Source organism: Sulfuritalea hydrogenivorans sk43H (assembly GCF_000828635.1).
Lineage (GTDB): Bacteria > Pseudomonadota > Gammaproteobacteria > Burkholderiales > Rhodocyclaceae > Sulfuritalea > Sulfuritalea hydrogenivorans.
Genome location: NZ_AP012547.1, coordinates 2,475,303 through 2,496,920, shown reverse-complemented (window position 1 = coordinate 2,496,920; position 21,618 = coordinate 2,475,303). Strand labels below are relative to the sequence as shown.

Below are 21,618 nucleotides of genomic sequence, written 5' to 3'. Positions count from 1 at the left end.
GAGTCCCGCCCGCCGGGTATCCTGGTCATCGTATGCTATTTGCGTCCGCCGGCTGCCGTGCTCGATACGGTCTTGGCTTGTCGGCTGCAATCGCTCTCCATGTTCATCCCGCCATTGCGCACATCGACCAGGGGCTTGCTATCCAGGGTGCCGGCGGTTTCCGGCAAGTCCTTGCTGCGATCAGCGCTGGGCTGACCGATACATAGCGTCTGGTCGCCCACGGTGACCGACCCAGTTCCGGCACCCGTTGAACTGGATGATCCGCCACCGGAGGATGATCCGCCGGCGGACGAGCCACCTGGCGCACCGTTGCCGTCGCTCGAGCCGATGGCGCTGTCCGTGCTGCTGCTTCCGCCGCTGCTGGTTTCCCGGCCGGAGCCGCCAGCGGAATCGCTGGTATCGCCGCTACTACCTTTGTCCCGCCCCGAGCCGCTGCCCGAATCGCTGTCGTCGGCACCACTGCCCTTGGCCCGTCCCGAACCAGAGTCGCTGCCATCGCCGCCACCGGAGCCACCGCCCGACCCCGCGCCGCTGCCATCGCCGCCACCGGAGCCACCGCCCGACCCCGCGCCACTGCCATCGCCACCACCGGAACCGCCGCCCGACCCCGCACCGCTGCCATCGCCGCCACCGGAGCCACCGCCCGACCCCGCACCGCTGCCATCGCCGCCACCGGAGCCGCCGCCCGACCCCGCGCCACTGCCATCGCCACCACCGGAGCCACCGCCCGACCCCGCGCCGCTGCCATCGCCACCACCGGAGCCACCGCCCGACCCCGCGCCGCCGCCATCGCCACCACCGGAGCCGCCGCCCGACCCCGCGCCGCCGCCATCGCCACCACCGGAGCCGCCGCCCGACCCCGCGCCGCCGCCATCGCCACCACCGGAGCCGCCGCCCGACCCCGCGCCGCCGCCATCGCCACCACCGGAACCGCCGCCCGACCCCGCGCCGCCGCCATCGCCACCACCGGAGCCGCTACCCGACCCAGCACCGCTGCCATCGCCGCCGCCGGAGCCGCTACCCGAACCCGAACCGCTGCCATCACCACCGCCGGAGCCGCTCCCCGAACCCGAACCACTGCCATCGCCGCCACCGGAGCCGCTGCCCGATCCGGAGCCGCTACCCGAGCCCGAGCCACTGCCATCGCCACCACCCGATCCGGAGCCTCCACCATCACCACCTCCGCCGGAGCCACCCGAGCCGCCATCGCCGCCACCGGAGCCGCCGCCGGAAAGGCCGTCACCCGGGTCGGACGGATCGCCGCCACCGCCGCCGCCAGTGCCATCGCCACCCGTGTCGCCGGGGTGGCCGGGTATCGTCGGCGGGGTGACCGGCGTCGTCGGTGTCGTGGGTGTGCCGCCCGTGCCGGGCGTCGTGCCTGGAGTGACCGTGGTGGTCGTGTCGGGTGGCAGTGCCGGCGGCAGCGGAGTCGTACCGGGTGTGCTGGTGCATGCGGCGCCGGTGCATGGCGTGCCGCCGGTACCGCCCGTGCCTCCCGTGCCGCCGCCCGGGGGGGTAAATCCGGTCGGTGTCGAAGGGTTGCTGCCGGTGCAACTCGACAGGCTGAGGCAGCCGGCCCAGACGCCGCCGGCCGCGCCATAACCATGGAGTGTCGCCACGTTGGTATAGGACGAGTAGCTGCCACCGCTATATAGCTGTGAAACTGCGCCCGCCGCGGACTCAACGCGTGTCACGATCGGGTAGGTGCTGGCCGCCGCGTTCCAGCTTCCGAGGCTGTATGACAACCAGTTGAAGGTGCCGAGTGAGGTATCGATCCAGCCGGTGGACGACAGCACGAGTTTGCTCTTCAGGCTTTGGTAGTGTGTGGTAGTCCCGAATGGAAGCGGCCCGCTATGGGCCAGGCGAAGATAGCCGCCAGCATAGGGTTTGTCGGTGGTGCCGCCGACCACGATGGTTTCGCCGCTGCTCTTGTCGAGCTTGTTCAGGATGTCGGCATAGGTCCAGTGCGGCTCGCCCACGTAGCCCGGGTCGACATAGCCGACCCATGAGGACTTGTTGCTGGTGTAGGGCTCCAGCAGGACCGTCGAATTTGCGGAATTCGGCAGGCCGTAGGAAGAACCTCCATTCGGCATGTTCAGGGTGTCCGCGATCAGATGCAACTGGCTGCCGGTGACGTTGAAGCCGTAGGCCGTCACGGTCGGCGCCATCAGCCGCAGGTTGTACACGTCACCGAGCGGGTAGGCGACGATCTTGGTCGTGGTCTCGGCGGAAAGGCTGCGATAGCCCATCTGCAAGCCGCCAAGCTGCACGGAGCCGATGTGGATGTCGCTGCTCAGCGGCAGGTTCTTTGCCCCGGCCGGAACATTCGCATCGTTATTCATCACCGCAGGCGTCGAGCCAACGTAGAAGGCGGCGGTCGGACTGAACTGCCAGAACAGGTTGCGCGAGTAGTTGGTCTGCGGCGTGAATGAGGCGTCGATGTCGCCGAAGGCATTGTGGACGCCGACCGTATTGCTCATGTGGTAGGGCTGCAGCAGTACCCGCGCGCCGTCTTTCATGGTCATCGAGCCGAGCATCGAAAGCGTGTCGGAACGCAGTTGCAGGTAGTTGCCGCTGGACTGGCCGCCGATCAGCAACAGGTTGCCCCAGGTCGTCAGGTAGAAGTCCCCGATGGGGGTTGGCGCGCCGGCGGTCGCGCTGCCGAGACCGATCACCGTGAGGTCGCTGGTGGAGTTGTTGTAGATCTCCGTCAGATGGCCGCCGACGGCGCCCAGATTGGCCACCTTGGTGTTCAGGTAGAAAACTCCGGTGTCCTCGGCGGCGCTGAGCAGGAGAGCATAGGCATCGATCTTGGCGCTGCCGTAGGTTTTCACCAGGGCGGTCGTCTTGTGGGCGTCGCTTGAGCCGACGGCCAGGGTGACGCTGGGGTTCCCGTTGGGGTCGACCACGATATCCTTCATGATGCTCAGCGCCAGATGGGTCGATGCACTGTCGGTTGCGGTCAGTTGGACGCTGTGCCCGTTGTAGCTGCCACCGGCGAGGGCGGTGGCATAGGTGCGGATGCCGTCGACGTTGGCGTCCACGTTGCCGGAAACAGTCACTCCGTTTGGGGTCGCCCCATTCCATTGGAAGTTTACGTTGTCGACCCAGAGGGGTCCCTTGTTGCCGAAGTTGAAGCCGCCATTGATTTCGGCGGCAAGGGTATTGACCGCATTGTCCGATCCGTACAGATCGAACTGGCCGGTGCCTCTCACCAGCAATTTGTCGGCGACGACCCTCGCTTCCGGGCGCGATACCGGCGGTGTCACGGAGGTGTCGGCGCTCCATTCCGAGATGCCGGAAGCGGATTCCAGCAGGACCGAATTGCCGGCGGTACTGATCGGCTGTTCGATCATCAGGCCGGCGCGGACCTTGCCCGTGGCGCCGTCGCGATAGGAACTCGGTGCCGTCGCGATGTCGAACGCGGGAATCGAGCCGCTGGCCCCGAACACACCCGTGGTGAGCCAGATATTGCCGGTGGCCTTGATGCCGAGGATGCCCCAGACGTTGCCGACCGTGAGTTCGTTCGCGGCCTGGAAGCGGAAGGCGCCCGGCAGGTCGACGGCGAGGAATTTGAGCGGGCTGGCGGTGACCGCGCCACCCGGGCCGCCGGCGGGCGTGCCGATGAAATTTGTCACGCTGTTGGCTTTGAGGCCGAGGGCGCCGATATTCGAGAAGTCCTTGTCCTTCAGATCGATCGTGTGGCCGGCGGCAAAAAGGCCCAGGTGTCCGGCACCGAGGTTGACGGTCGTCGCGTTGTCGAACAGGCTGATATTTCCGGCCGCTTCGATCTTGACATGGGAGGCCGCGTTCAGGCCCGATATGGCGTTTACCGTACCGATGGTCAGCGCTTTGTCGTTCCTGAAGTCGAAAGACTGGCTGGAACTGCCACCGCCGGCACCGGTAGACGACAGCGCCAGCGTATTGACGCTATTGGTGGTGCCCGACAGACCGGCATAGTTGGTGCTGCGAACCACCAGTTTGTCGGCGGTGATCTTGGCGTTGCCGTATTGCAGGGTGCGATTGGAGCTGAGATCGAAGGTGCCGGCGCCCAGACTCACCTGGCCATTGCTGGCACCGTTGCCCAGCCACAGGGTGTTGGTATTGAGCAGGGTGAAGTCGAAGCCATTGGTGACAATGCCGGCGGTACTGCCGACCTGCTGGATGTAGAGATTTGCGGAGGTGTTGCGCAGGATGAAGGCGCCTGTCAGCGCCGCACCGATGGCGCCGATGCTGTTGGCGGAGTTCAAAGTCACGGCCCCGGCGTTTCTGACGAATAGTTCGAAGGCGTTGGTGGTGATGGCTGCCGATTGCGAGAGCCCGCCGACGTTCATGGTCAGGGTGTTGCCATTGGTGTTGATGCCTGCCGTCCCTGCCGTGCCGATGTCCACCCCGTCGGCATCGTAGTAACTGACTGAGCCGCCGACGCTCCCCGCCAGGGTGGCGACGTTGTTTCCGGTCTGATACAGGGTCTGGCTGCCCGAGCCCAGAAGTTGCAGGGCACCGGCGGTGATCGCACCGGCGGTCTGGTTCGACCCGCCGCCGGCATTCAGGGTCAGCGCGCCGCCGCCGGCGTTGACGTTATGCGCCAGGGTCATCAAGCCGCCGGACTGCAAGGTGATGCTATTGCCACCGCTGGTCACGCCGGAGGTGCCGCCCACCGTGCCCACGGTCAGCGCGCCCGAGGTGCGGAAACTGGTGGCGCCGGCGGTCGATGCGGCAAAGCTGGCGATACTGTTGTTGGCATTGGCCAGCGTGACACTGCCGGCGCTGCTGATGAGTTCCAGGCTGGGCGCCGTCACGGCACCAGCGGTCTGCGTCAGGTTGCCGCCGACGCTGAGCTTGAGCGCGCCGACGCTCGTCACCGTGTCGAGTATCAGCGCGCCGGCATTGGTCAGGCTCAGGGCGCCGTTGACTTTACCCAGGCCGCCGCTGGTGGACAGGGTGCCGATGCTGTTGCCGGCATTGGTCAGGTTGAAGGCGCCATCGCCCGCCAGCACCAGGCGCGATACGCTGATCGCAGCGCTTTGTGCCACGCCCGCATTGCTGCCGGGAAACAGCCGCAGTGTGCCGCTGGCGCCGCTTACCGGCGCGTTGATGGCAATCAGGTTGTTTGCGCTCAGGGTCAGCGTATTGGCCGTGGCCCAGGTGACGCCATCGCTGACGGTGATGTTGCCGGCGTTACTGCCGCTTGTGGTGCCGGTACTGACCGTGACATCGCTGCTGCCCAGCGCGGTTTGCAGCGTGGCGACGCTGAGATTGGAAACGCCGCCGTTGTTGGTGAGGTCGGAGAAGGTCGTTGCCGCCGTGATGTCGCTGTCGGCAGCCGTCGAGATGGTGATGTCGGCCGGATCGAGCAGCAGGGTTCCGGTCTTTCCTTGTGGGGCACGGGTATCGACGCTGCCGGTGTAGGCGAGCCGTTCCTTGCCCGACACTTCGACGAAGCCGCCGTCGCCACCCTGACTGCCGCCGCGCGCGCTGATGCTGCCCTGGAAGACCGTGCGATCGTCGCTCCAGATTGCCACCTGGCCGCCGCTGCCGTCGAGATTGGCGTCGGCGTTGATGCTTGAACCGGCGGCGACATGAACCTTGGCGGCATTGACCTCCGGCCCGGCGCCATGGAAGTTGCCGCCGACCAGCACCGTGCCGCCGCCCCGGTCGCCGGAGACGTCGATCTTCGATGTGGCTTCGAGCGCGATGTTGCCGGCATCGGCCAGCAGGTAGACGGTGCCGCCTTTCTCCTCGACGCCGCGCGCCTGGATCAGGCCGCTGTTATTGACCGCCGTCGCGGCCAGGCTGCGTGCCGTGGACGCCGTCATCACCACGCGTCCGCCGTCGGCCAGCAGCTGGCCGCTGTTGGCCACGCCGGCCAGTTCGGCCACGTTGCGTTCGCTCACCGTGTAGTTCACCAGGCTGTCGCCGATGACATCCAGCGTCAGGCGGTTGGCCGAGCCGAGCAGCACGGTGCCCAGCCGCGCCTCGATCACGCCGCGGTTGGCGACATAGTCGCCGGCCAGCACCACGTAACCCTTCTCGCGCGCCTTGATGATGCCTTCGTTGATGACATTCGCCGTGCCGCCAGCGCCGACTTTCTCGAACTGGTAGCGGCCCGCCATGAAATCGCTGTTGCCGATGCCCAGCGTGCTGGCCACCAGGCCGCCGACGTCGAGCCTTGCGCCGGGGGCGAAGTAGATGCCGTTGGGATTGACCAGAAAGACCTGGCCGTTGGACGACAGCGTGCCGAATATCGACGAGGGATCGTTGCCGAGTACGCGATTGAGAATCACCGACGACGACGAGGGCTGATCGAAGCGCACGCTGTTGCCGGCGCCGATGGAAAAGCTCTGCCAGTTGATGATGGCGCGGTCGCTGGTTTGCGTGATGACTTGCCGGTTCGCGTCGGGATTGGCGATCGATGCCGCGCCCGCCGCCACCTGGCCACCCGAGGGCAGTTGTGCCTGCGCCGGCCCGAAGGCAGCGGCAAGCGCGAGGGCTAGAAGTTTGCGCTGATGCTTGCCCATAGCCGACCTGTCTTGCCGTCGAGCGAGCGCATGCGGCCGCCGCCCGGAATCGCCGCTTCGATCTTTACCGCCACCTGGCGCATGGGATAGATGCTGACACCGGCGCCCCACGCCGAAATGCTCTGCCAGGCATTCGCAAAACCGGGCGCCTTGTACACCACCCGCCCGGTGTCACCGAACAGGCTCAGGCTGCCGGGCATCGAGCCCACCGCGAAGCTGCGACGGAACTCCAGGCTTGCCTGTCCGGCCGAGTCGCCGCGCAGTTCGGAAACGCGGTAGGCGCGCACGCTGCCCGGCCCGCCGATGGAATACTTCTCGCTGTCGGGCAGGCGGTCGGGGCTGAACATCACCGCGCCGCGCAGATAGACATCCCATTTCCGGTCGAGCGGCAGCAGGTAGTTGCCGTCGATCTCGAGCCGGAAACGCTGGGCATCCTGGCGGGTGCCGTCTGAATTGTGGCGCAGGTTGCTGGCGACTTGCATCGACAGATTGCTGACCGAAGCGTCCTCGCCGATCCGGTTGGCAACGTAGCCGAGGTTCAGCATCGGAATGCGGGTATTGGAGGTTTCGACCCCGAGGGTCTGCTGGATCAGCTGGGTGTTCTTGAACGCCAGCGAGATCGTCTCGTTGCGACCGCGGCTGCGCGTCAACGGGTACTGGAGGCTGATGTCGGCGGTGCGCGACGAACCGCTGAGGCCCAGCGCGGCAAAGTCTCCGGCCACGTCGTAACGCGACTCGGAGTAGCTGGCCGCAAGGCGCAGGCCGTCGGCATTCAGCGGCAGGCTGTAGCCCAGCTTGCCGAACTTGATGAGCTTCCGCTCGGTCGTCACGCCGCGCACGCTGAACTGGTCGCCGATGCCCAGCGGGTTGTTGATTTCGGCGCCGAGGTCGGCGCGTTTCCGGCCGGTTTCCTTGCTGCCGAAATTGTCGACGGTCATTGTCAGTCCGAGGAGTTTTTCCTCCACCTTGATCAGCACGTCGGAGGTGCCGAATTCGACACCGGGCGCCAGCGTGGCGCGCGCCTTGAAGCCGGGCAGGTCGTTGAGCAGCAGCAGGGTGCGCTCCATGCTGTCGGTGGCCACCAGGCTTCCCGGCGGCAGATGCGTCAGATGCAGTTGCAGGAAGTCGTTCTTGTAGCGCTTGTTGCCCGAGAACAGCACCTTGCCGATCCGGCCTTCGACAATGGCTATGGTCACCACGCCATCCTCGACGCGTTGTGCCGGGATGACGGCACGCGCCAGGGTATAGCCGCGATCATGGTAGAACTCGGTGACCGCATCGGCCGCGACGTTGAGGTCGTAGAGGTTGAGTTCCATGTCGAGATAGCGCTCGATCACCCGCTTCAGGCGCTGCGCGGGGAACACCGTATTGCCGACGAAACGGAAGGAGTGCACCTGGAAGCGTTTGCCCTTGCGATCGTGTATCGTGGGGCCGGGCTGCTCGGGGATGATGATCTGGGCCGGCGTCGAGGGTATCGACGGACGCGGTCCGGCCAGCGATTCCATCACGCTGCCGGGCGTGGGCGGGGTTTGGGCGCGGAGCGTGTCGGCCATGACAAACATGGCAAGCGCGCAGAATGCAGCGCTGCCGAGTCGTATCGTGGCGGAGTTCATGGCGCGGTCCACGAGCCCGGATCCTTGAACGGCGTTTGCATGCGGACGACGGCTTCGGCAGTGACCGGAATGCGATAGAAAACCGGGTTGGTAGCCGGGTCGTTGTCGTAGCAGAGACTGTTTGCATGGACGCTCGCGGTGCCCGGGGTTGCCGCCTTGAGCATTTCCGGCGCGGCAATGGTGCCGCCGGAGTAGGTGCTGTCGATCTTTGCGGCCGCCGCCGGCGGCGCTACGGCGTATCCGAAGATCATGTTCTTGACGATGGGCACCACCAGACGCACGCAGTAGGTCACGCGCACCTTGAGCAGGTTGGCGTCCTGCACGTTCATGCCGCCCTTCAAGACGGTGGGGTCGCGATACATCAGGTTGTCGTTCGGAATTTCGGTGCCGAAGCCAGCGAGCGCGCCGGAAGTCGGGTTGACGATCTCGATCAGCGCCAGTTTGGGATTGGCCAGTTCGGTCCGGGCCGTGCGACGCCCGAGTTTCACGGCGTCGAGGTCGGTGGCGCTTCCGATCTTGTGGGCGAACAATGGGGCGAGGCCGGCGGCCAGCCCGTCCTTGATCGACGCCATGGAGCCGTTGTTCAGGGCGCCCGCCCGGGTGCCGACGAAAACGGCGTAGTTGAGCGTCTGCTTGGCTTCGTAGATGAAAACAAACTGTAGGCTCGCGAGCAGCAGCAGCAACAGGATCGGCAGGACGTAGATGTATTCGATCGTCGCCTGTCCAAGCTGAAGAGTCCTGCCGCGCATGATCGGCCTACTTCTCCGCCGCCGGCGCCGCTTCGGCGACTGCCGGCGCCAGTCGTTCGATCATCGCTTTCGTGCGGGCCTGCAGCGGATCGGCGTCGTCGATGTATTGATGCGCGGCGATGAACGAGGCATGGGCCTGACGTTGGCGAATGATGCCGAGGTTGTACCAGAGGCGGGCGTCGCTCGGCGCCAGCAACAGCCCGCGCTCGTAGGCCTCGGCGGCTTTGTCGGGGCGGTTGGAGCGGGCATAGAGGTTGCCCAGGCGCAGCCAGGTTTCGGGGTCGTTCGGCGCCGAGCGCGCGAGCCCCTGGTACAGCGCTTCGGCCCGGGCATCCTCGCCGGAATCGTAGGCCAGAACCGCGGACTGGTGCAGCTCGTAGAGATCAGCCGTGGCGCAGGCGGCGAGGAGCGGCAGACACGCCAGGAAAGGCGCCGCGCGCCAATTCAAGTTTCGCGCCATTCGAGTACATCGCCGGTGGCGATGCCTGCGGCGTCCAGCATGCCGGGCGGCAGTTCCAGCGTGGCGCGGGCGGCGGCGCAGCCGGCCCAGCGCAGCGGCGGCAGTTCGCGCACCAGCTTGAGCACGCGCCAGCGCGAGTCGAGAAAGGCGAGATCGAGTGGGTAGCCCATGCCGAAGGTGTGCACCGACGGACAGGGGTCGATGATCAGGCCCTGGCCCGCGCGCAGCGCCGGCTTGCCGAGCAGGCCGCGCATGCGTTCCCACGCGGTGGCGGTCAGGCTGGCCTCGGGCACCAGGCACTGATCGCTGCCGGCGCGATAAAGCGCGCCGCGCTTCACAGCATGCCTTCCATGAGGAATTTCATCGCGATCGGGAAGGCCAGCACGATGAAGGTCACCGGGAAAATGAAGACAATCAGCGGCAGGATCAGCTTGACCGGCGCTTCCATGGCCAGCTTTTCGGCGCGCTGGAAGCGTTCCGTGCGGCGTTGCAGGGCCTGCACGCGCAAGGCCGTGCCGAGCCGGGCGCCCATCTTCTCGGCCTGGATCACGGTGCCGACAAAGCTGGTGATCTCCTCCATGTCGAGCCGCTTTTCCATGCGCCGCAGCGCATCGGCGCGCGGCACGCCGGCCCGCAGGTCGCGCACCACCATGTAGAACTCGTTGCGCAATGGTCCCGGTGGACCCTTGTCCATCGCCTGGTTGAGCGCGCCGTTGAGGTTGAGGCCGGCTTCGACCGCCATGGTGATGAAGTCGAGATAGACGGGCAATGCGCGCAGCACATCCTTTTGCCGGCGGGCGCGGACGTCGCTCAGCCAGATGATGGGGAAGAAAAAGCCGATGACGGCCAGCAGGATCACCCAGGTGAGGTCGAGCGATTCGATGGCGCCGAGTACGATGCTGCCCATCGTCACCGCAACCAGGGCGGCGAAGACCCGCACGGCATAAAACTGTTCGGCCGACATCAGGTAGCCGACGCCGGTTTCCTGCAGGCGCTTGTGAGTGCGCTCCAGCCAGTCCGGCGGGAAACGGCAGGTGAGGTGGTATTCGATGAACAGGATCAGCGGCCACGCCATGTTGAGCATGGGCGGCAGCGGATCCATGTATTCGCGATCCTCGGACGGGACATCGCTCTTGAGCGTGGACAGGCTGTGGAAGCCCAGCATCACGGCTGCGCCGACCATCAGGCCGATGATCAGGGAAAAGAGGGAATCAGACATCGATGGCGGTGATCTTTTGGATGAAGAAATAGCCCATGACTTCCATGACGCCGATGACGGTCAGCGTCAGCCAGCCGGGCCAGGTGGTGAACAGCGGCGCCATGGCGACGGGTTCGATCTGGGTCAGGCCGAACATCACCAAGAGCGGCAGGGCCGTCATCACCACGCCCTGGATCTTGCCTTGCGCCGTGAGGCTGGCGATCTTGCCTTCCATGGTCTGCTTTTCGCGCAGCGTGTCAGCCAGCGAATTCAGGATTTCTGCCAGGTTGCCGCCGACTTCGCGTGAAATGCGCAATGCGGAAATCACCAGCGCGAAGTCGGCGATGGGGTTGCGTTTTTCCATGTTCTTCAGCGCGGTGTCGAAATCGACGCCGATGCGCAATTCGCGCATCATCAGTTCGAATTCCTGGGCGATGGGCGGGCGCTGCTCCTTGATCATGGATTCGATGGCGATGTTGACGCTGGCGCCGGCCGACATGGCGCCGGTGATCATCAGCAGGGCATCGGGCAACTGTTTTTCGAGTGTCTTGAATCGGCGTGAGCGCATTGCGCGGACATAGTATTTCGGCAGCACGTAGGTGGCCACCAGCGTCGCCAGCGTGAATACCGGGTTGGCGGTCAGGAAGTAGACCGCCCCCGGCAGCACGAACATGGCCATGACGTTGTAGCGGAACATCTTCTGCGGATCGATGAAGATGAACATGTCCGCCAGCGTGGTCGAGGCCTGGTCGGCGATGGTCGCCTGCTGTTTCGAGAGCATCTTCTCGCCCCACTTCATCACCAGCCAGGCGATGCAGCCTACCGCGCCCAGCACCGTCAGCCCGATGAGTGCGATGTCGTTCATGGCGCGCCTCCGCCGGGCCGCCCCAAGGCAGCGCAAGTCATGGACGCGGAAGCCGCGTCAGCGGCTGAACCAGAGTCACCCCTTTTCCTGGAAAAGGGGACGGGGGATAGGTTCATAACACCCTGCCTGCCTGGAAGACCGACAGATCGACATCGAGGCCGCGGTTCTTCAGGTCCTGGTAGAAGTCGGGAATGGCGCCGGTGGCAATGTGCTTGCCCTTGACCTTGCCGTCGGCGCCGAAGCCTTCCTGCTTGAACAGGAAGATGTCCTGCAGGCTGATCACCTCGCCTTCCATGCCGGTCACTTCGGTGATGTGGGTGATCTTGCGGCTGCCGCAGGAGAAACGATTCTGCTGGATGAAGAAGCGGATGGCCGAAGCGATCTGCTCGCGGATGGCGCGCACCGGCAGGTCAAGGCCGGACATCATGACCATGACTTCGAGGCGGGCCAGGCAGTCGCGCGGCGTGTTGGCGTGCGCCGTGGTGAGCGAGCCGTCATGGCCGGTGTTCATCGCGGTGAGCATGTCCAGCGCTTCGCCGCCGCGGCATTCGCCGACGACGATGCGGTCGGGGCGCATGCGCAAGGTGTTCTTCACCAGGTCGCGGATGGCGACCAGGCCCTTGCCCTCGGCGTTGGCGGGGCGCGATTCGAGGCCGATCAGGTTGGGCTGCGACAGTTGCAGTTCGGCCGCATCCTCGACGGTGATGATGCGTTCGTCGGGCGGGATGAAGCTGGAGAGCAGGTTGAGCAGCGTCGTCTTGCCCGAGCCGGTGCCGCCCGAGATGATCATGTTGGCCTTTTGTTCGACCACGGTCTTCATGAAGCCGAGCATTTCGTGCGTCATGGAGCCGAAGCGCACCATGTCCTCGCCCTGCAGTTTCTTCTTGGAGAACTTGCGGATGGTGATGTTGGCGCCTTTCAGCGCCAGCGGCGGAATCACGGCATTGACCCGCGAGCCGTCCTTGAGCCGGGCATCGACCATCGGCGAGGATTCGTCGATGCGCCGGCCCAGCGGCGCGACGATGCGTTCGATGGCGCCGACCACGGCCAGATCGCTGGTGAAGGTGATGTCGGACTTGGTCAGCCGGCCGGAACGTTCGATGAAGATTTCGTCGAAGCGGTTGACCATGATTTCCGTCACCAGCTCATCGGCCAGCAGGTCTTCCAGCGGACCGAGTCCGACCACCTCGTCGAGTACCTGCTTGATGACGCGCTGGCGGTCGATTTCCGGCGGCAGCTCATTGTCCTTGAGGACGATCTCTTCCAGCAGCGCGCGCGTGTTGGTGCGCAGTTCATCCTCGCTCTGGCGCGAAACATCCATGCGGCGCAAGTCCATCTGCTTGATCAGCAACTGATGGACGCGCTTGAGGTGGCGCGTCATCGTTTCGCGCGCCTCCTCGCTCAGTGATGGCGGCGGTGGCGGCGGGGCTGCCGCCGCAGGCGCCGGCGCGGGAGGCGCTTGAAGAGTCGGCGCTGGCGACACGGCGGCCGGGCCGGCGGCAGGCGTCGCCGGCGTGGCGGCTGCGACCGGCAGTTCCAGGTCGAGCACCTCCAGCGTGTAGCCCGCGATGGCGATCTTGTCACCCGGATGGAGGGGGCCGTGCTGACCGCTGATCTTCCGGCCATTGACTTCGGTACCCGAGGACGAACCGAGATCTTCGAGGTACACGCCCTCGGGCCTGCGCTTGATGGCGGCATGTTTCTTCGCCACGGTCCAGCCTTGCAGGGCGATCAGGTTCTCGTCGCTCTTGCCGATCGAACAACTGTCGATCGTGCATTCGATCTGGGAGGTATTCCCCTTGGGGGTCGTTACCGCAATCTTCAGCATGGGGGGCCTTCAGTCGATGAGGTCTTTTTTGTTCAGGTTGCGCTCGAAGCGTTCCTTCATTGCGACGCCCTTTTCGATGCGCTCCTGATTCATGGAGGACGTGGGATCCACCACCACCGGTGTCACGGCGATCAGCAGATCGCTGCGGTTGCCGCGAAACGAGTCCGAACGGAACAGGCGGCCGATGATGGGGAGGTCGCCCAGTCCGGGAACCTTGGAGACGTCGTTCTGCATGTCGCGGTTGATGAGGCCGGAAATCACCATGGTCTGCCCCGATTTCACGTTCAGCTCGGTTTCCGAGGTGCGGGTCAGGAAACCCGGAGTGCCGGCCACGGCGGTCGACTGGTCGAGCTGGCTGAGCTCCGCGCGCAGCTTGGTGATCACGTTGCCCTTGTCGTCGGCGGCCGGGGAAATGGTGATCTTGATGCCGTAGTCCTTGTAGGTAATGCTGGTGGTGCCCAGCGCACCGGCGGTCTGGATGGGAATCTGGCCGCCGGCGAGGAACTGCGCCGTGCCGCCGCTGCGCGCCGACAGTTCCGGCTCGGCGAGGATGGTCAGGTCGCCATTGTTCTTGGCCAGGTTGATGACGCTCTGGATCGAGGTGGCGATGCCCAGGTAGGTGCGCATGCCGGTCACTCCCAGCGGAATGCTGAGCGCCGGGGCGACGGCGGCGGCGCCCACCGGATTGGTCGACCCCTGGAGGTTGCCGGCGAAGCCCGCGACCGGACCGGCAAAACTGCCCGGCCATGACATGCCGATCGCCTCGGAGAAACTCTTTTTCGCCTCGAGGATCTGCACCTTCATGTAGATCATCTTCTTCATTTCCACGTCCAGTTCCTTGACCATGGGAATGATCTGCGGAAAGCGCGAGGCAAGGGCGTTGATGCGGACGATCTGCGGCGGGCTGGCGGAGCCGGTAACGGCGATCTGCGGGCCCATCGGCTTGATGTCGATGCCGGCCATGTCCGACAGCACATCCCGCGCGGCGCGATAGGCGAAGAGGGAATCCTTCGAGCCGACACGGACGATGTAGCGCTGGACTTCGCCCTGCGGCGACCAGAGTACCAGCGAGGTGTCGCCGACGCCTTCGGCGATCAGCAGCATCTGGGTGTCGTCGATGAACTTGGTGCTGATGAGGGCGCCGTTGCCGATGGCGATGCGCTGTATCTTGCTTGCCGGGATGGTGGTGATCTCGCCGACGAACATGACGAGCTCCTTTGCATCCTCGCTGCCGGCGCGGGTGACGCCCGGCAAGGCAAGAACGCAGACCGCGCAGAACAGGGTGAGAAATTGACGAAACATGGTGGTTGTCCTTTGCGGGTTACTTTTCGATCAGGGTCTTGAGTTCGGCCTTCATTGCCGGCGTCAAGCCGCTGGCATCGGAACCGGTCGTGGGCGCTTTTGCGGCGGCTGGGGTCGCGGCAGCGGTCGCGGCAGACGCGGCGGCAGCGGCAGCGGCGGCACCCGCAGCAGCAGCCGCTGCCGCCGGTTTGAGTGGCTCGATTGCCGGTACCAGCGGCGGTGCGCCGGTTCCCGGGGCGTAAGCGGCGGCGCCGGGGACCGGTACATCAACCGCTTTCAGGCTCGGGCCGGAACGCTGCCCGCCGATGATGTATTCGACGACGCCGTCCAGCGTCGCGGACTTCTTGGCATTGCGCGCGCGCTGCGATATCTCGTCGAAAATGTTCTGGGCATTGACGGCGAAATCGACGCTGCCCTCGTCCTTTTCGTTGCGCAGCACATAGCGCAGCTTGCCGATGTTCTGCGCGAGCGTCAGCCGCGCCGCCTGCGATGGCGTGACCTCGAGCGTCAATGTGCTGTAGGTCGATGACTTTCTCGCTCCAGGGGTCTTTTCGTCGCTCTCCTGCACCACGCGCTGGCCGGTGGCCAGCACTTTCATGCGGTCCATGAACGGCACCACCGTCTGACCACCTTCCTCGCGCTGCATCGCCAGCATCAGGTCGACGCGGTTGCCCGGTTGCACCATGTGGGCGACGGCATTGAGCTCGTCGATGTCGACCGTGATGGCACGGATGCCGTCCGATAGCGTGCCCGCGAAATCGGCAACCTCCGGTTTCAGGTCGGTCTTGAGCAGGGGGCGCCCCTTCAGCACCGCGCGGATCAGGGCCTGTCCCTTGTATTTGTCGAAATCGTCGGCGAGGATGGTATTCGGATAGATCAGGTCGGCCGCGACTTCGCGGGCAGCGACGCTGTTTTCGGCGAGCACCATGCCGATCTGCATGTCGCGGACAGGCACCGCCACAGTAACTCGCGGCCCGCCCTTCTGGCTGCGCGCCGCCACTTCAGCCGCGATGCTGGCCTCGCGGGAAGCGAGGTACCGTGTCGTCAGAAAAGTCGCCAGCAGCGCCAGGCCAATGGCAGCCAGCAGCATCATCCAGGTTCTATTGATGCGCAGGGAGGGAAGTTTGAGACCCATGGATTTTATTTCCTCGAACGTGTGGTGGCGGCGACTGACGGTTGGAAACTAGAAGGGAAGCGAGATGGGCATGCCCAGCGCGCCGGCGATGTTTTCCGGCTTCAACAAATCATTCACTGCCTTGTCGACCGCTTCCGTGACAATGGTCTTGATGGCGTCGCCGAAGCTCGACGGCAGATTGGGAAAGGGGGAGATGCTGATCGCCGGCGTGGGCAGCGCGGGGTTCTGCCAGTCGATGCAGCGATCGATGCTGGCTGTGAGATCGATGGTGGGCAGGTAGGTCTGGATTGCCGCGGACGTCCACTGATCGGAGGACGTCGTATAGGTGTAGTCGCATTCGGGAATGGCGGCGATCGCCAGGGCGTAGGTGTAATGCTTGTGATAGTCCTTGATCGCCGTGGCCACCTGCTTCAGGGCGGGCGCCTCGGTTTGCGTCGCATTGGGGTTGGTGACGTCGGAATAGCTGAATGGCTTGAGCAGCACCATGACGCCGAAGGCCAGCACCACGATGTACTCGACCGACGCCTGTCCGCCGGAGAAGATGCGTCCGCGCCGCGTCCTCATGGCTGATCCACGTAGTTGAGCAGCACGTTCGATTCGCTGCCTGCCCGCGTCATGGTGACGCTCAGCTCGCGCAGGCCATTTTTCAGCACCATCACATCACCCTTCTGGTCGGGTTTATCCATGCGATAGTGAGTGGTGACGCGCCAGCCAAGGTCGCCCAGGTTGCGACGGTAGAAGTCGGCATTGGCCGCGGGAGAGAAGCCGTTCTTGAGCACCACGGTGCGCGCGGTCTTGCCGGCATCATTGTGGGCGATGTCATTGAGCACGGTGCTTCCCGGCAGCATGGGCAGCGCTTCCTTCACCACCTTGCCGTTGGGCGGTGCGGTGAGGCCCAGGAAGCCTTCGCTGCCGTCCTTGCCGAAGGGCTTGACCTGGACGGTAAAAAAACAGTCGCCGCGCAGTGAGGCAATGACCTGCCAGGGACCCAGCGGGTATTCGGCGGGGCCGCGAATCTCCTTGGTGGCGGCCCATTCCTTGCGATAGAAGGCCAGGATCTCTTCGGGCGGCGCTTTGCTTTCGATGCGGCGAATGCTCATGGGTATGCCGTTGTAGTCCATCTGCGGAGCCACCGCCTGCAGTTTGGCATTTTTCGGCGCCGGGAATTCCGGGCATGCGCGCAACGGGTCCTTGGCCGCCAATGCGGCGCCGGCAGCCAGCAGGAGCAGGAAGGCGAAGCCGGGAATCATTGCAGCCGGTCCGGCGGTACGCGGTCAACCTCGATGCGGCCGAGGTCGATGGTGCTGAGCTCAGGGAAGAATATCAGGGCGACCACCTTCAATACGCTCATGATGCCGGCGATGATGCCGCCGTCGTCCGGTTGCAGCAGCGAGGAGGGCGTCAGGCCGCGGGTCTGGTTGTAGACGGACATCTTCTTCTTCCCCGCTGCCGTGCTGTATTCGGCGTGCGAGCCGGGTCCGTTGGCACTCCAGCCGTTGGCCAGGATTACGTTCTTCGCGGAAAAGGCCATCTTGGTACCGGTGGCGAGGTAGTCGTCCACCGTGCAGGTGGCACAGGGGCCCAGTCCGGCCTCGGTGTTGTAGGCCACTTGCCTGACCGCGAGCTTGACCTCGGCGGTGTACAGGCCCCGCGTATCGACCATGAAATTGGAGACCACCGAGCCTGCATTGACCAGCGGCGTGATGAGGTCGTTGACCGTGCCGGGAGCCTTGTCGCTGGCCAGGGTGGCATCGTAGCTTCCCAGCGCGGTGTAGCCGCCGCGCGTGTTGTTGCTGATGTCGCCGTAGCTTTGCAGCAGGGTATTCCCGCGCCGGTCGCGCCAGAGCATCCTGGAGTTGCCGCCAATCCAGCCGCCTGCCGTCTTGTCGGTGTCCTTGAAGGCGGTCGTGCCGCTGTCGGACAGCAGGCGCGCGCCGATTTCGATGCGTATCTGCTCATCGGTTTTCTCGTTGGCATCCCACTTGTTGCTGAACGTACCGCCGGAGCCCAGGCCGAAACTTTCCGCGGCGGCGCCGCCGAACCAGACCGTGCGTTCCCAGGCGGCATAACGGGCGGCCTGCACCGTGTAGGTCTTGATGTCCTGGTACTTGGCGATGACCGGTATTGCGAGGAACAGCGGCACCAGCACCAGCGCCGCGGCGATCAGCGCCTCGACCATGGCCTGGCCGTCCTGACGGGAAGTGCTCCTGTGGTTCACAAGAGCCCCGCGCGGTGGATTTCCATCGAGATGTACTGCTCGATGAAGTCGTTGGGCATCAGGCGCGCCTGCCAGTATGGGTTGTAGAGGCTGCCCAGCTCGGTGGCGCCGGCGCTGCCGATGGTGCGCTTGAACCAGTCGAGCCCGCTGTCGGTCGTGGGTCGCGAGAAATAGACCTGGGCCTTGGAGAGGCTGCGCATCTTTCCCAGGTTGTCGAGCTTTCTTACCGGGGCGCCGTTTGCGGTAGCGAACTGCCCGGTGGCGGGGTTCTTCGGCATGTCGCTGACATTCTTTTCGACCTCGATCACCAGTGGCGGACCGGTAAGGTTTTCGGCGGCGATATCCTTCACGTCCATGTACTGGGTGAGGCCGCCAAAGGTGTTCGGGCTGAGCGTGAGCGAGGTGCCCGCGCCCTTTTCCTGCTGCATCGCGGCCGAGATCTTGGTGGTCCAGCTGCTCAGCGATTCGCCATAGGCATTGCTGGCGTCATGGCCAAAGTTGTTGTCCCCGCTGAGGACGTCCGGCTTGCTGAGTTGCTTGCCGGACTGCGCCGCGCCGTGCGATACGGGCACCCAGGGAGGCACGAAGGGAATCGGCAGGGGAATCGGAATGCCGAGAATGCTGATCCAGAAAATATCCAGGCCGGAAAAACTGGAGGCATCCATTGCAGTCCAGCTCCGCTTCGATTTCGATCCGGCGCCGCCGGGATGCGCATTGCCGTTGGCCGCGGGGGCCGGGGTTGGAGTGCGGGTGGTGGTCGGGCATCCCGCCGGCGGGGTCGTGCCGAAGCAGCGCGTATCGACCCATTGGCCTGCATTGCGGGCATATGCACCGGCAGGATGCGCGGCGTCGCCAAGCTGGACAGTACCCGTGTCGCCATCGCAGCCTGTGTAGCCTCCACCCGGAAGTTGGCTGTGATAGTCGACCACGAGCGGAGGCGAGGCGCTGGAAACCGGATTGCCGTTGCAATCCACGCCGGAGTCGCCGGTGCCGCCGCCGGTTCCCGCCGGGGCGCCGGTGCCCGCGTCGTTGGTGACCTTTAGTTCGGTGCCGCCACGGTGAAAGACGGGGAGGAACAGCGGGCCCGAGGTGTAGGGGATGAATACGGTCGGATCGACAAAAGTCAGGGGCGGGGCGTAGAAGAAGGCGAAACCCCAGGCGGGCTTGGTCGAGCGGTCGCGGGAAAAGTCGTCCAGGGAGTCCGTCGTCACCTGGGCAAAGCGCTCGGCATTCGCGCCATCGCCCCCCGCATCCATATTGGGGTTCTTGAATTCGGTGAAATTGAACCACTTGTAGAAGTGATAGCCGAGGTAGAACGCCGAACTGGTGGTCAGTTGAACCTTGTCATCGTTGGCCTTGAGGATGCTGCCGTCGCCGTCAAGGATGGAGAGCGGCCCCTTGAACAAGGTCACGCCCAGCATGTTGTCCAGGGTTTGGCCCAGGGAATCGAAGACGCCAAGGGTCTGCGTGACCGTCAGCGCGGTCGCGTAGTGGTAAACGCGCTGGCTCTCGCTATACACCCTGATCAAGCCGTCAAGCAGGGTGATGGCCCCCTTCATGAAGGTGGATCCCAGCTTGCCCTCGTCGAACACCCCAGCGACGGTGCCTATGCCCTTGTAGACCGTCTTGTAGAGGGATTTCAGCGTTCCCCCCGGCCAGATGTTCATCATCAATTCGTAGAGCACGCTGCGGCCGAGGTTGGCGGAGTCGTTGTTGTTGGTGAACGCCGACAGGTTGCGGAACCACGAGGTCAGACCGACGAACTGCGCCACGCCGACCTGGTTGGCGACCATGGCGCGGTTGGTGTACGCGGAAAAATTGTAGTCGCGCGCTTCGGCGAGCGCGGCACTGTAGGCGGCGGCGTCGGCCGTGTTCTGCAGCTTGATCTTCTCGATCGTCTGCCCGCCCATGCTGTACATGGCGAATAGCGCCAGGATCACCAGTACCGACGTGAACAGCGCAAAGACAAGAGCCTGCCCACGCTGCCGGCGTTCGGGACGCGCAGAGCGTGGCAGGCTCCTCAGTCTGCCGGGTCGCATGATGAAGTGAATGTCCATGCGAATCCCGCGAGCGGCTTGTTTCTCAGTTGCCGTAGGTACTCATCTTCTTGTCGGTGTTGGCGGCGGAACCCGCGGCAGCCGCAGCAGTCCCGGCCTGCTGGATTGCCGTCGAGGAGCCGGTGCCGGCAACTTCGCCTGCCAGGCCCGCCACCTGGTTGCGGATGGTTTTGCCGAACAGGGCATAGACACCGATGGCCGCAACCGCAATGAGGGCAACGATGATGATGTATTCAGTCATGCCTTGACCGCCCTGGCGGTTGGTCGTCAAACGGTGCAATAGGCTCTTCATGGCGTGTATCTCCAAGGGTGGAATGAAAATGACTTGTGACTTGCGTGCGACGACCGATGTCGGATGAGAGAATCCTGACTTCGCTCCCAACAATCGATCGCTCGGGACTATGATACCCGGATCGTTCAGGATTAAAGTGCATCGGGGCATTCCGACTATAAAGTAGGAGAATCCCGCAAGCAAGTACTTTGGATAATTGAATGGGATGTTTTTGCCAGGACCACCGACAGGAGGCACAATGACACGTTTGACAGTGTGGCGAATCTGGTCGGTGCCGGCGTTGTCGCTCTGGCTCTGTGCGGCTGGCATGACTCCGGCCTGGGCCGATTTTGCGGCCGGCAGAAAGGCCATGCAGGCCGGCGACCACGCTGGCGCGCTGAGGGAGTTCCAGGCTGCGGCAACGCGTGGCGACGCGCGGGCGCAGAACGACCTCGGCGTGCTGTTCGAACGCGGTTGGGGTGCCCGGCAGGATTTCGCCGAGGCGGCGGTCTGGTACCGCAAGGCCGCCGATCAGGGCTATTTGCAGGCGCAGACAAACCTGGGCTATCTCCACGAAACCGGTCAGGGGGTGGCGCGCGACTACGCGATGGCGCTTTCCTTGTACCAGCAGGCGGCGGAACGCAACTGGCCGCAGGCGCAGAACAATCTTGGCAGCCTCTACGAAAAGGGCCTTGGCGTTCAGCGTGACTACGCACGGGCCATGATCTGGTATCGCAAGGCCGCGGATCAGGGCTTGGCGCAGGCACAGACCAATGTCGGCTACATGCTGGAAACCGGGCGGGGCGTGCCGCAAAACGACGCGGCAGCCATGGCCTGGTACCGCAAGGCGGCGGATCAGGGCTACGCCCAGGCGGAAAACAACATCGGTGCGCTTCACGAGCGCGGGCGCAGCGTGTCGAAGGATCTGGCGACCGCCATTATCTGGTACCGCAAGGCTGTCGAAAAGAACAATCCCCAGGCGCAAACCAATCTGGGTTTCTCTCTACGCCTCGGGGCGCGGTGTGCCGCGCGATGACGCGCAGGCCGTGAGTCTCTTCCGCGCCGCAGCCGAACAGGGCTTTGCCCAGGCGCAAAGCAACCTGGGGTTCATGCTGGCCGAGGGCCGGGCCGTAAAGCGCGACTATGCGGCCGCCAAACTGCTCTACGAGAAGGCCATCGAACAGGGCCTGCCGCAGGCCATGATGCACTTGGCGGTGCTCTATGAAAAGGGGCGCGGCGTCGCCCAGGACGATGCCCAGGCCCTGACATGGTATCGCCGCGCTGCCGAGGCCGGCTACCGGCCGGCGTCGCAGCGGCTGTTCGCGGTCTACACCAATGGACAACTGGGCGAGCAGATCGATCCGGTGCGCGCCAAGCTCTGGGCCGACCGGGTACAGTAGG

At 64.7% G+C, this 21,618-nt stretch carries 17 protein-coding genes; 2 read left to right on the top strand and 15 right to left on the bottom strand.

Annotated elements, in window-relative coordinates; all coding sequences use genetic code 11:
• Positions 1–35: 35 nt before the first annotated feature.
• The 15 genes from SUTH_RS11985 to SUTH_RS11915 all read right to left on the bottom strand — a co-directional run bounded on the left by SUTH_RS11985 (position 36) and on the right by SUTH_RS11915 (position 20,238).
• Positions 36–6,521 (bottom strand): two-partner secretion domain-containing protein, encoded by a 6,486-nt coding sequence (locus SUTH_RS11985; protein WP_041099523.1) that lies wholly within the window; start codon positions 6,519–6,521, stop codon positions 36–38.
• Positions 6,494–8,134, bottom strand: a complete 1,641-nt coding sequence (locus SUTH_RS11980; RefSeq protein WP_148312923.1) for a ShlB/FhaC/HecB family hemolysin secretion/activation protein — start codon at positions 8,132–8,134, stop codon at positions 6,494–6,496. Before SUTH_RS11980 ends, SUTH_RS11985 begins: the two co-directional genes overlap by 28 nt.
• A complete protein-coding gene (locus tag SUTH_RS11975) occupies positions 8,131–8,883 on the bottom strand; it encodes a TadE/TadG family type IV pilus assembly protein (RefSeq protein ID WP_052473589.1) in 753 nt (250 codons plus the stop codon). The genes SUTH_RS11980 and SUTH_RS11975 overlap by 4 nt, the downstream gene beginning before the upstream one ends.
• A 7-nt stretch (positions 8,884–8,890) precedes the next feature.
• Complete coding sequence (locus SUTH_RS18540; RefSeq protein ID WP_052473588.1) at positions 8,891–9,343, bottom strand: tetratricopeptide repeat protein; 453 nt, start codon at positions 9,341–9,343, stop codon at positions 8,891–8,893.
• Positions 9,328–9,681, bottom strand: a complete 354-nt coding sequence (locus tag SUTH_RS11965; RefSeq protein WP_041099519.1) for a DUF192 domain-containing protein — start codon at positions 9,679–9,681, stop codon at positions 9,328–9,330. The genes SUTH_RS18540 and SUTH_RS11965 overlap by 16 nt, the downstream gene beginning before the upstream one ends.
• Positions 9,678–10,562 carry a type II secretion system F family protein gene (locus tag SUTH_RS11960; RefSeq protein WP_041099517.1) on the bottom strand — a complete coding sequence of 295 codons (885 nt, stop codon included), beginning with the start codon at positions 10,560–10,562 and terminating at the stop codon, positions 9,678–9,680. Before SUTH_RS11960 ends, SUTH_RS11965 begins: the two co-directional genes overlap by 4 nt.
• Positions 10,555–11,406: a type II secretion system F family protein gene (locus tag SUTH_RS11955; protein ID WP_041099515.1), complete on the bottom strand. Its 852-nt coding sequence runs from the start codon at positions 11,404–11,406 to the stop codon at positions 10,555–10,557. Before SUTH_RS11955 ends, SUTH_RS11960 begins: the two co-directional genes overlap by 8 nt.
• A 112-nt stretch (positions 11,407–11,518) precedes the next feature.
• Positions 11,519–13,234: an ATPase, T2SS/T4P/T4SS family gene (locus SUTH_RS11950; protein WP_070099344.1), complete on the bottom strand. Its 1,716-nt coding sequence runs from the start codon at positions 13,232–13,234 to the stop codon at positions 11,519–11,521.
• 9 nt (positions 13,235–13,243) lie between these two features.
• The gene (locus tag SUTH_RS18535; protein ID WP_052473587.1) at positions 13,244–14,536 is read right to left on the bottom strand and encodes a type II and III secretion system protein family protein; all 1,293 of its coding nucleotides are present in this window, start codon (positions 14,534–14,536) and stop codon (positions 13,244–13,246) included.
• Positions 14,537–14,555: 19 nt separating this feature from the next.
• Positions 14,556–15,671, bottom strand: coding sequence for a Flp pilus assembly protein CpaB (cpaB, locus tag SUTH_RS11940; protein WP_041099513.1), 1,116 nt, complete (start codon positions 15,669–15,671; stop codon positions 14,556–14,558).
• A gap of 48 nt (positions 15,672–15,719) precedes the next feature.
• Positions 15,720–16,235, bottom strand: a complete 516-nt coding sequence (locus tag SUTH_RS11935; protein WP_041099511.1) for a hypothetical protein — start codon at positions 16,233–16,235, stop codon at positions 15,720–15,722.
• Positions 16,232–16,921, bottom strand: a complete 690-nt coding sequence (locus SUTH_RS11930) for a hypothetical protein (RefSeq protein ID WP_041099509.1) — start codon at positions 16,919–16,921, stop codon at positions 16,232–16,234. The genes SUTH_RS11935 and SUTH_RS11930 overlap by 4 nt, the downstream gene beginning before the upstream one ends.
• Positions 16,918–17,889 (bottom strand): hypothetical protein, encoded by a 972-nt coding sequence (locus tag SUTH_RS11925; RefSeq protein WP_148312922.1) that lies wholly within the window; start codon positions 17,887–17,889, stop codon positions 16,918–16,920. The genes SUTH_RS11930 and SUTH_RS11925 overlap by 4 nt, the downstream gene beginning before the upstream one ends.
• Positions 17,886–19,928 (bottom strand): TadE/TadG family type IV pilus assembly protein, encoded by a 2,043-nt coding sequence (locus tag SUTH_RS19910; protein ID WP_084207571.1) that lies wholly within the window; start codon positions 19,926–19,928, stop codon positions 17,886–17,888. The genes SUTH_RS11925 and SUTH_RS19910 overlap by 4 nt, the downstream gene beginning before the upstream one ends.
• A 43-nt stretch (positions 19,929–19,971) precedes the next feature.
• Positions 19,972–20,238 (bottom strand): Flp family type IVb pilin, encoded by a 267-nt coding sequence (locus tag SUTH_RS11915; RefSeq protein ID WP_052473586.1) that lies wholly within the window; start codon positions 20,236–20,238, stop codon positions 19,972–19,974.
• A gap of 238 nt (positions 20,239–20,476) precedes the next feature.
• On the opposite strand from SUTH_RS11915, the gene SUTH_RS11910 reads away from it, so the two are divergent.
• Positions 20,477–21,253 (top strand): tetratricopeptide repeat protein, encoded by a 777-nt coding sequence (locus SUTH_RS11910; protein WP_197539581.1) that lies wholly within the window; start codon positions 20,477–20,479, stop codon positions 21,251–21,253.
• A gap of 10 nt (positions 21,254–21,263) precedes the next feature.
• On the top strand, positions 21,264–21,617 hold the full coding sequence (locus tag SUTH_RS19695) for a tetratricopeptide repeat protein (protein WP_171817286.1): 354 nt from the start codon (positions 21,264–21,266) through the stop codon (positions 21,615–21,617).
• Position 21,618 lies beyond the last annotated feature (1 nt).

What these genes read in the sequence shown, in the direction of transcription:
- SUTH_RS11985 (WP_041099523.1), bottom strand. Translation starts at nt 6,521, where the DNA reads ATGGGCAAGCATCAGCGCAAACTTCTAGCCCTCGCGCTTGCCGCTGCC.
- SUTH_RS11980 (WP_148312923.1), bottom strand. Translation starts at nt 8,134, where the DNA reads ATGAACTCCGCCACGATACGACTCGGCAGCGCTGCATTCTGCGCGCTT.
- SUTH_RS11975 (WP_052473589.1), bottom strand. Translation starts at nt 8,883, where the DNA reads ATGCGCGGCAGGACTCTTCAGCTTGGACAGGCGACGATCGAATACATC.
- SUTH_RS18540 (WP_052473588.1), bottom strand. Translation starts at nt 9,343, where the DNA reads ATGGCGCGAAACTTGAATTGGCGCGCGGCGCCTTTCCTGGCGTGTCTG.
- SUTH_RS11960 (WP_041099517.1), bottom strand. Translation starts at nt 10,562, where the DNA reads ATGTCTGATTCCCTCTTTTCCCTGATCATCGGCCTGATGGTCGGCGCA.
- SUTH_RS11955 (WP_041099515.1), bottom strand. Translation starts at nt 11,406, where the DNA reads ATGAACGACATCGCACTCATCGGGCTGACGGTGCTGGGCGCGGTAGGC.
- SUTH_RS11950 (WP_070099344.1), bottom strand. Translation starts at nt 13,234, where the DNA reads ATGCTGAAGATTGCGGTAACGACCCCCAAGGGGAATACCTCCCAGATC.
- SUTH_RS18535 (WP_052473587.1), bottom strand. Translation starts at nt 14,536, where the DNA reads ATGTTTCGTCAATTTCTCACCCTGTTCTGCGCGGTCTGCGTTCTTGCC.
- cpaB (WP_041099513.1), bottom strand. Translation starts at nt 15,671, where the DNA reads ATGGGTCTCAAACTTCCCTCCCTGCGCATCAATAGAACCTGGATGATG.
- SUTH_RS11935 (WP_041099511.1), bottom strand. Translation starts at nt 16,235, where the DNA reads ATGAGGACGCGGCGCGGACGCATCTTCTCCGGCGGACAGGCGTCGGTC.
- SUTH_RS11930 (WP_041099509.1), bottom strand. Translation starts at nt 16,921, where the DNA reads ATGATTCCCGGCTTCGCCTTCCTGCTCCTGCTGGCTGCCGGCGCCGCA.
- SUTH_RS19910 (WP_084207571.1), bottom strand. Translation starts at nt 19,928, where the DNA reads ATGCGACCCGGCAGACTGAGGAGCCTGCCACGCTCTGCGCGTCCCGAA.
- SUTH_RS11915 (WP_052473586.1), bottom strand. Translation starts at nt 20,238, where the DNA reads ATGAAGAGCCTATTGCACCGTTTGACGACCAACCGCCAGGGCGGTCAA.
- SUTH_RS11910 (WP_197539581.1), top strand. Translation starts at nt 20,477, where the DNA reads ATGACACGTTTGACAGTGTGGCGAATCTGGTCGGTGCCGGCGTTGTCG.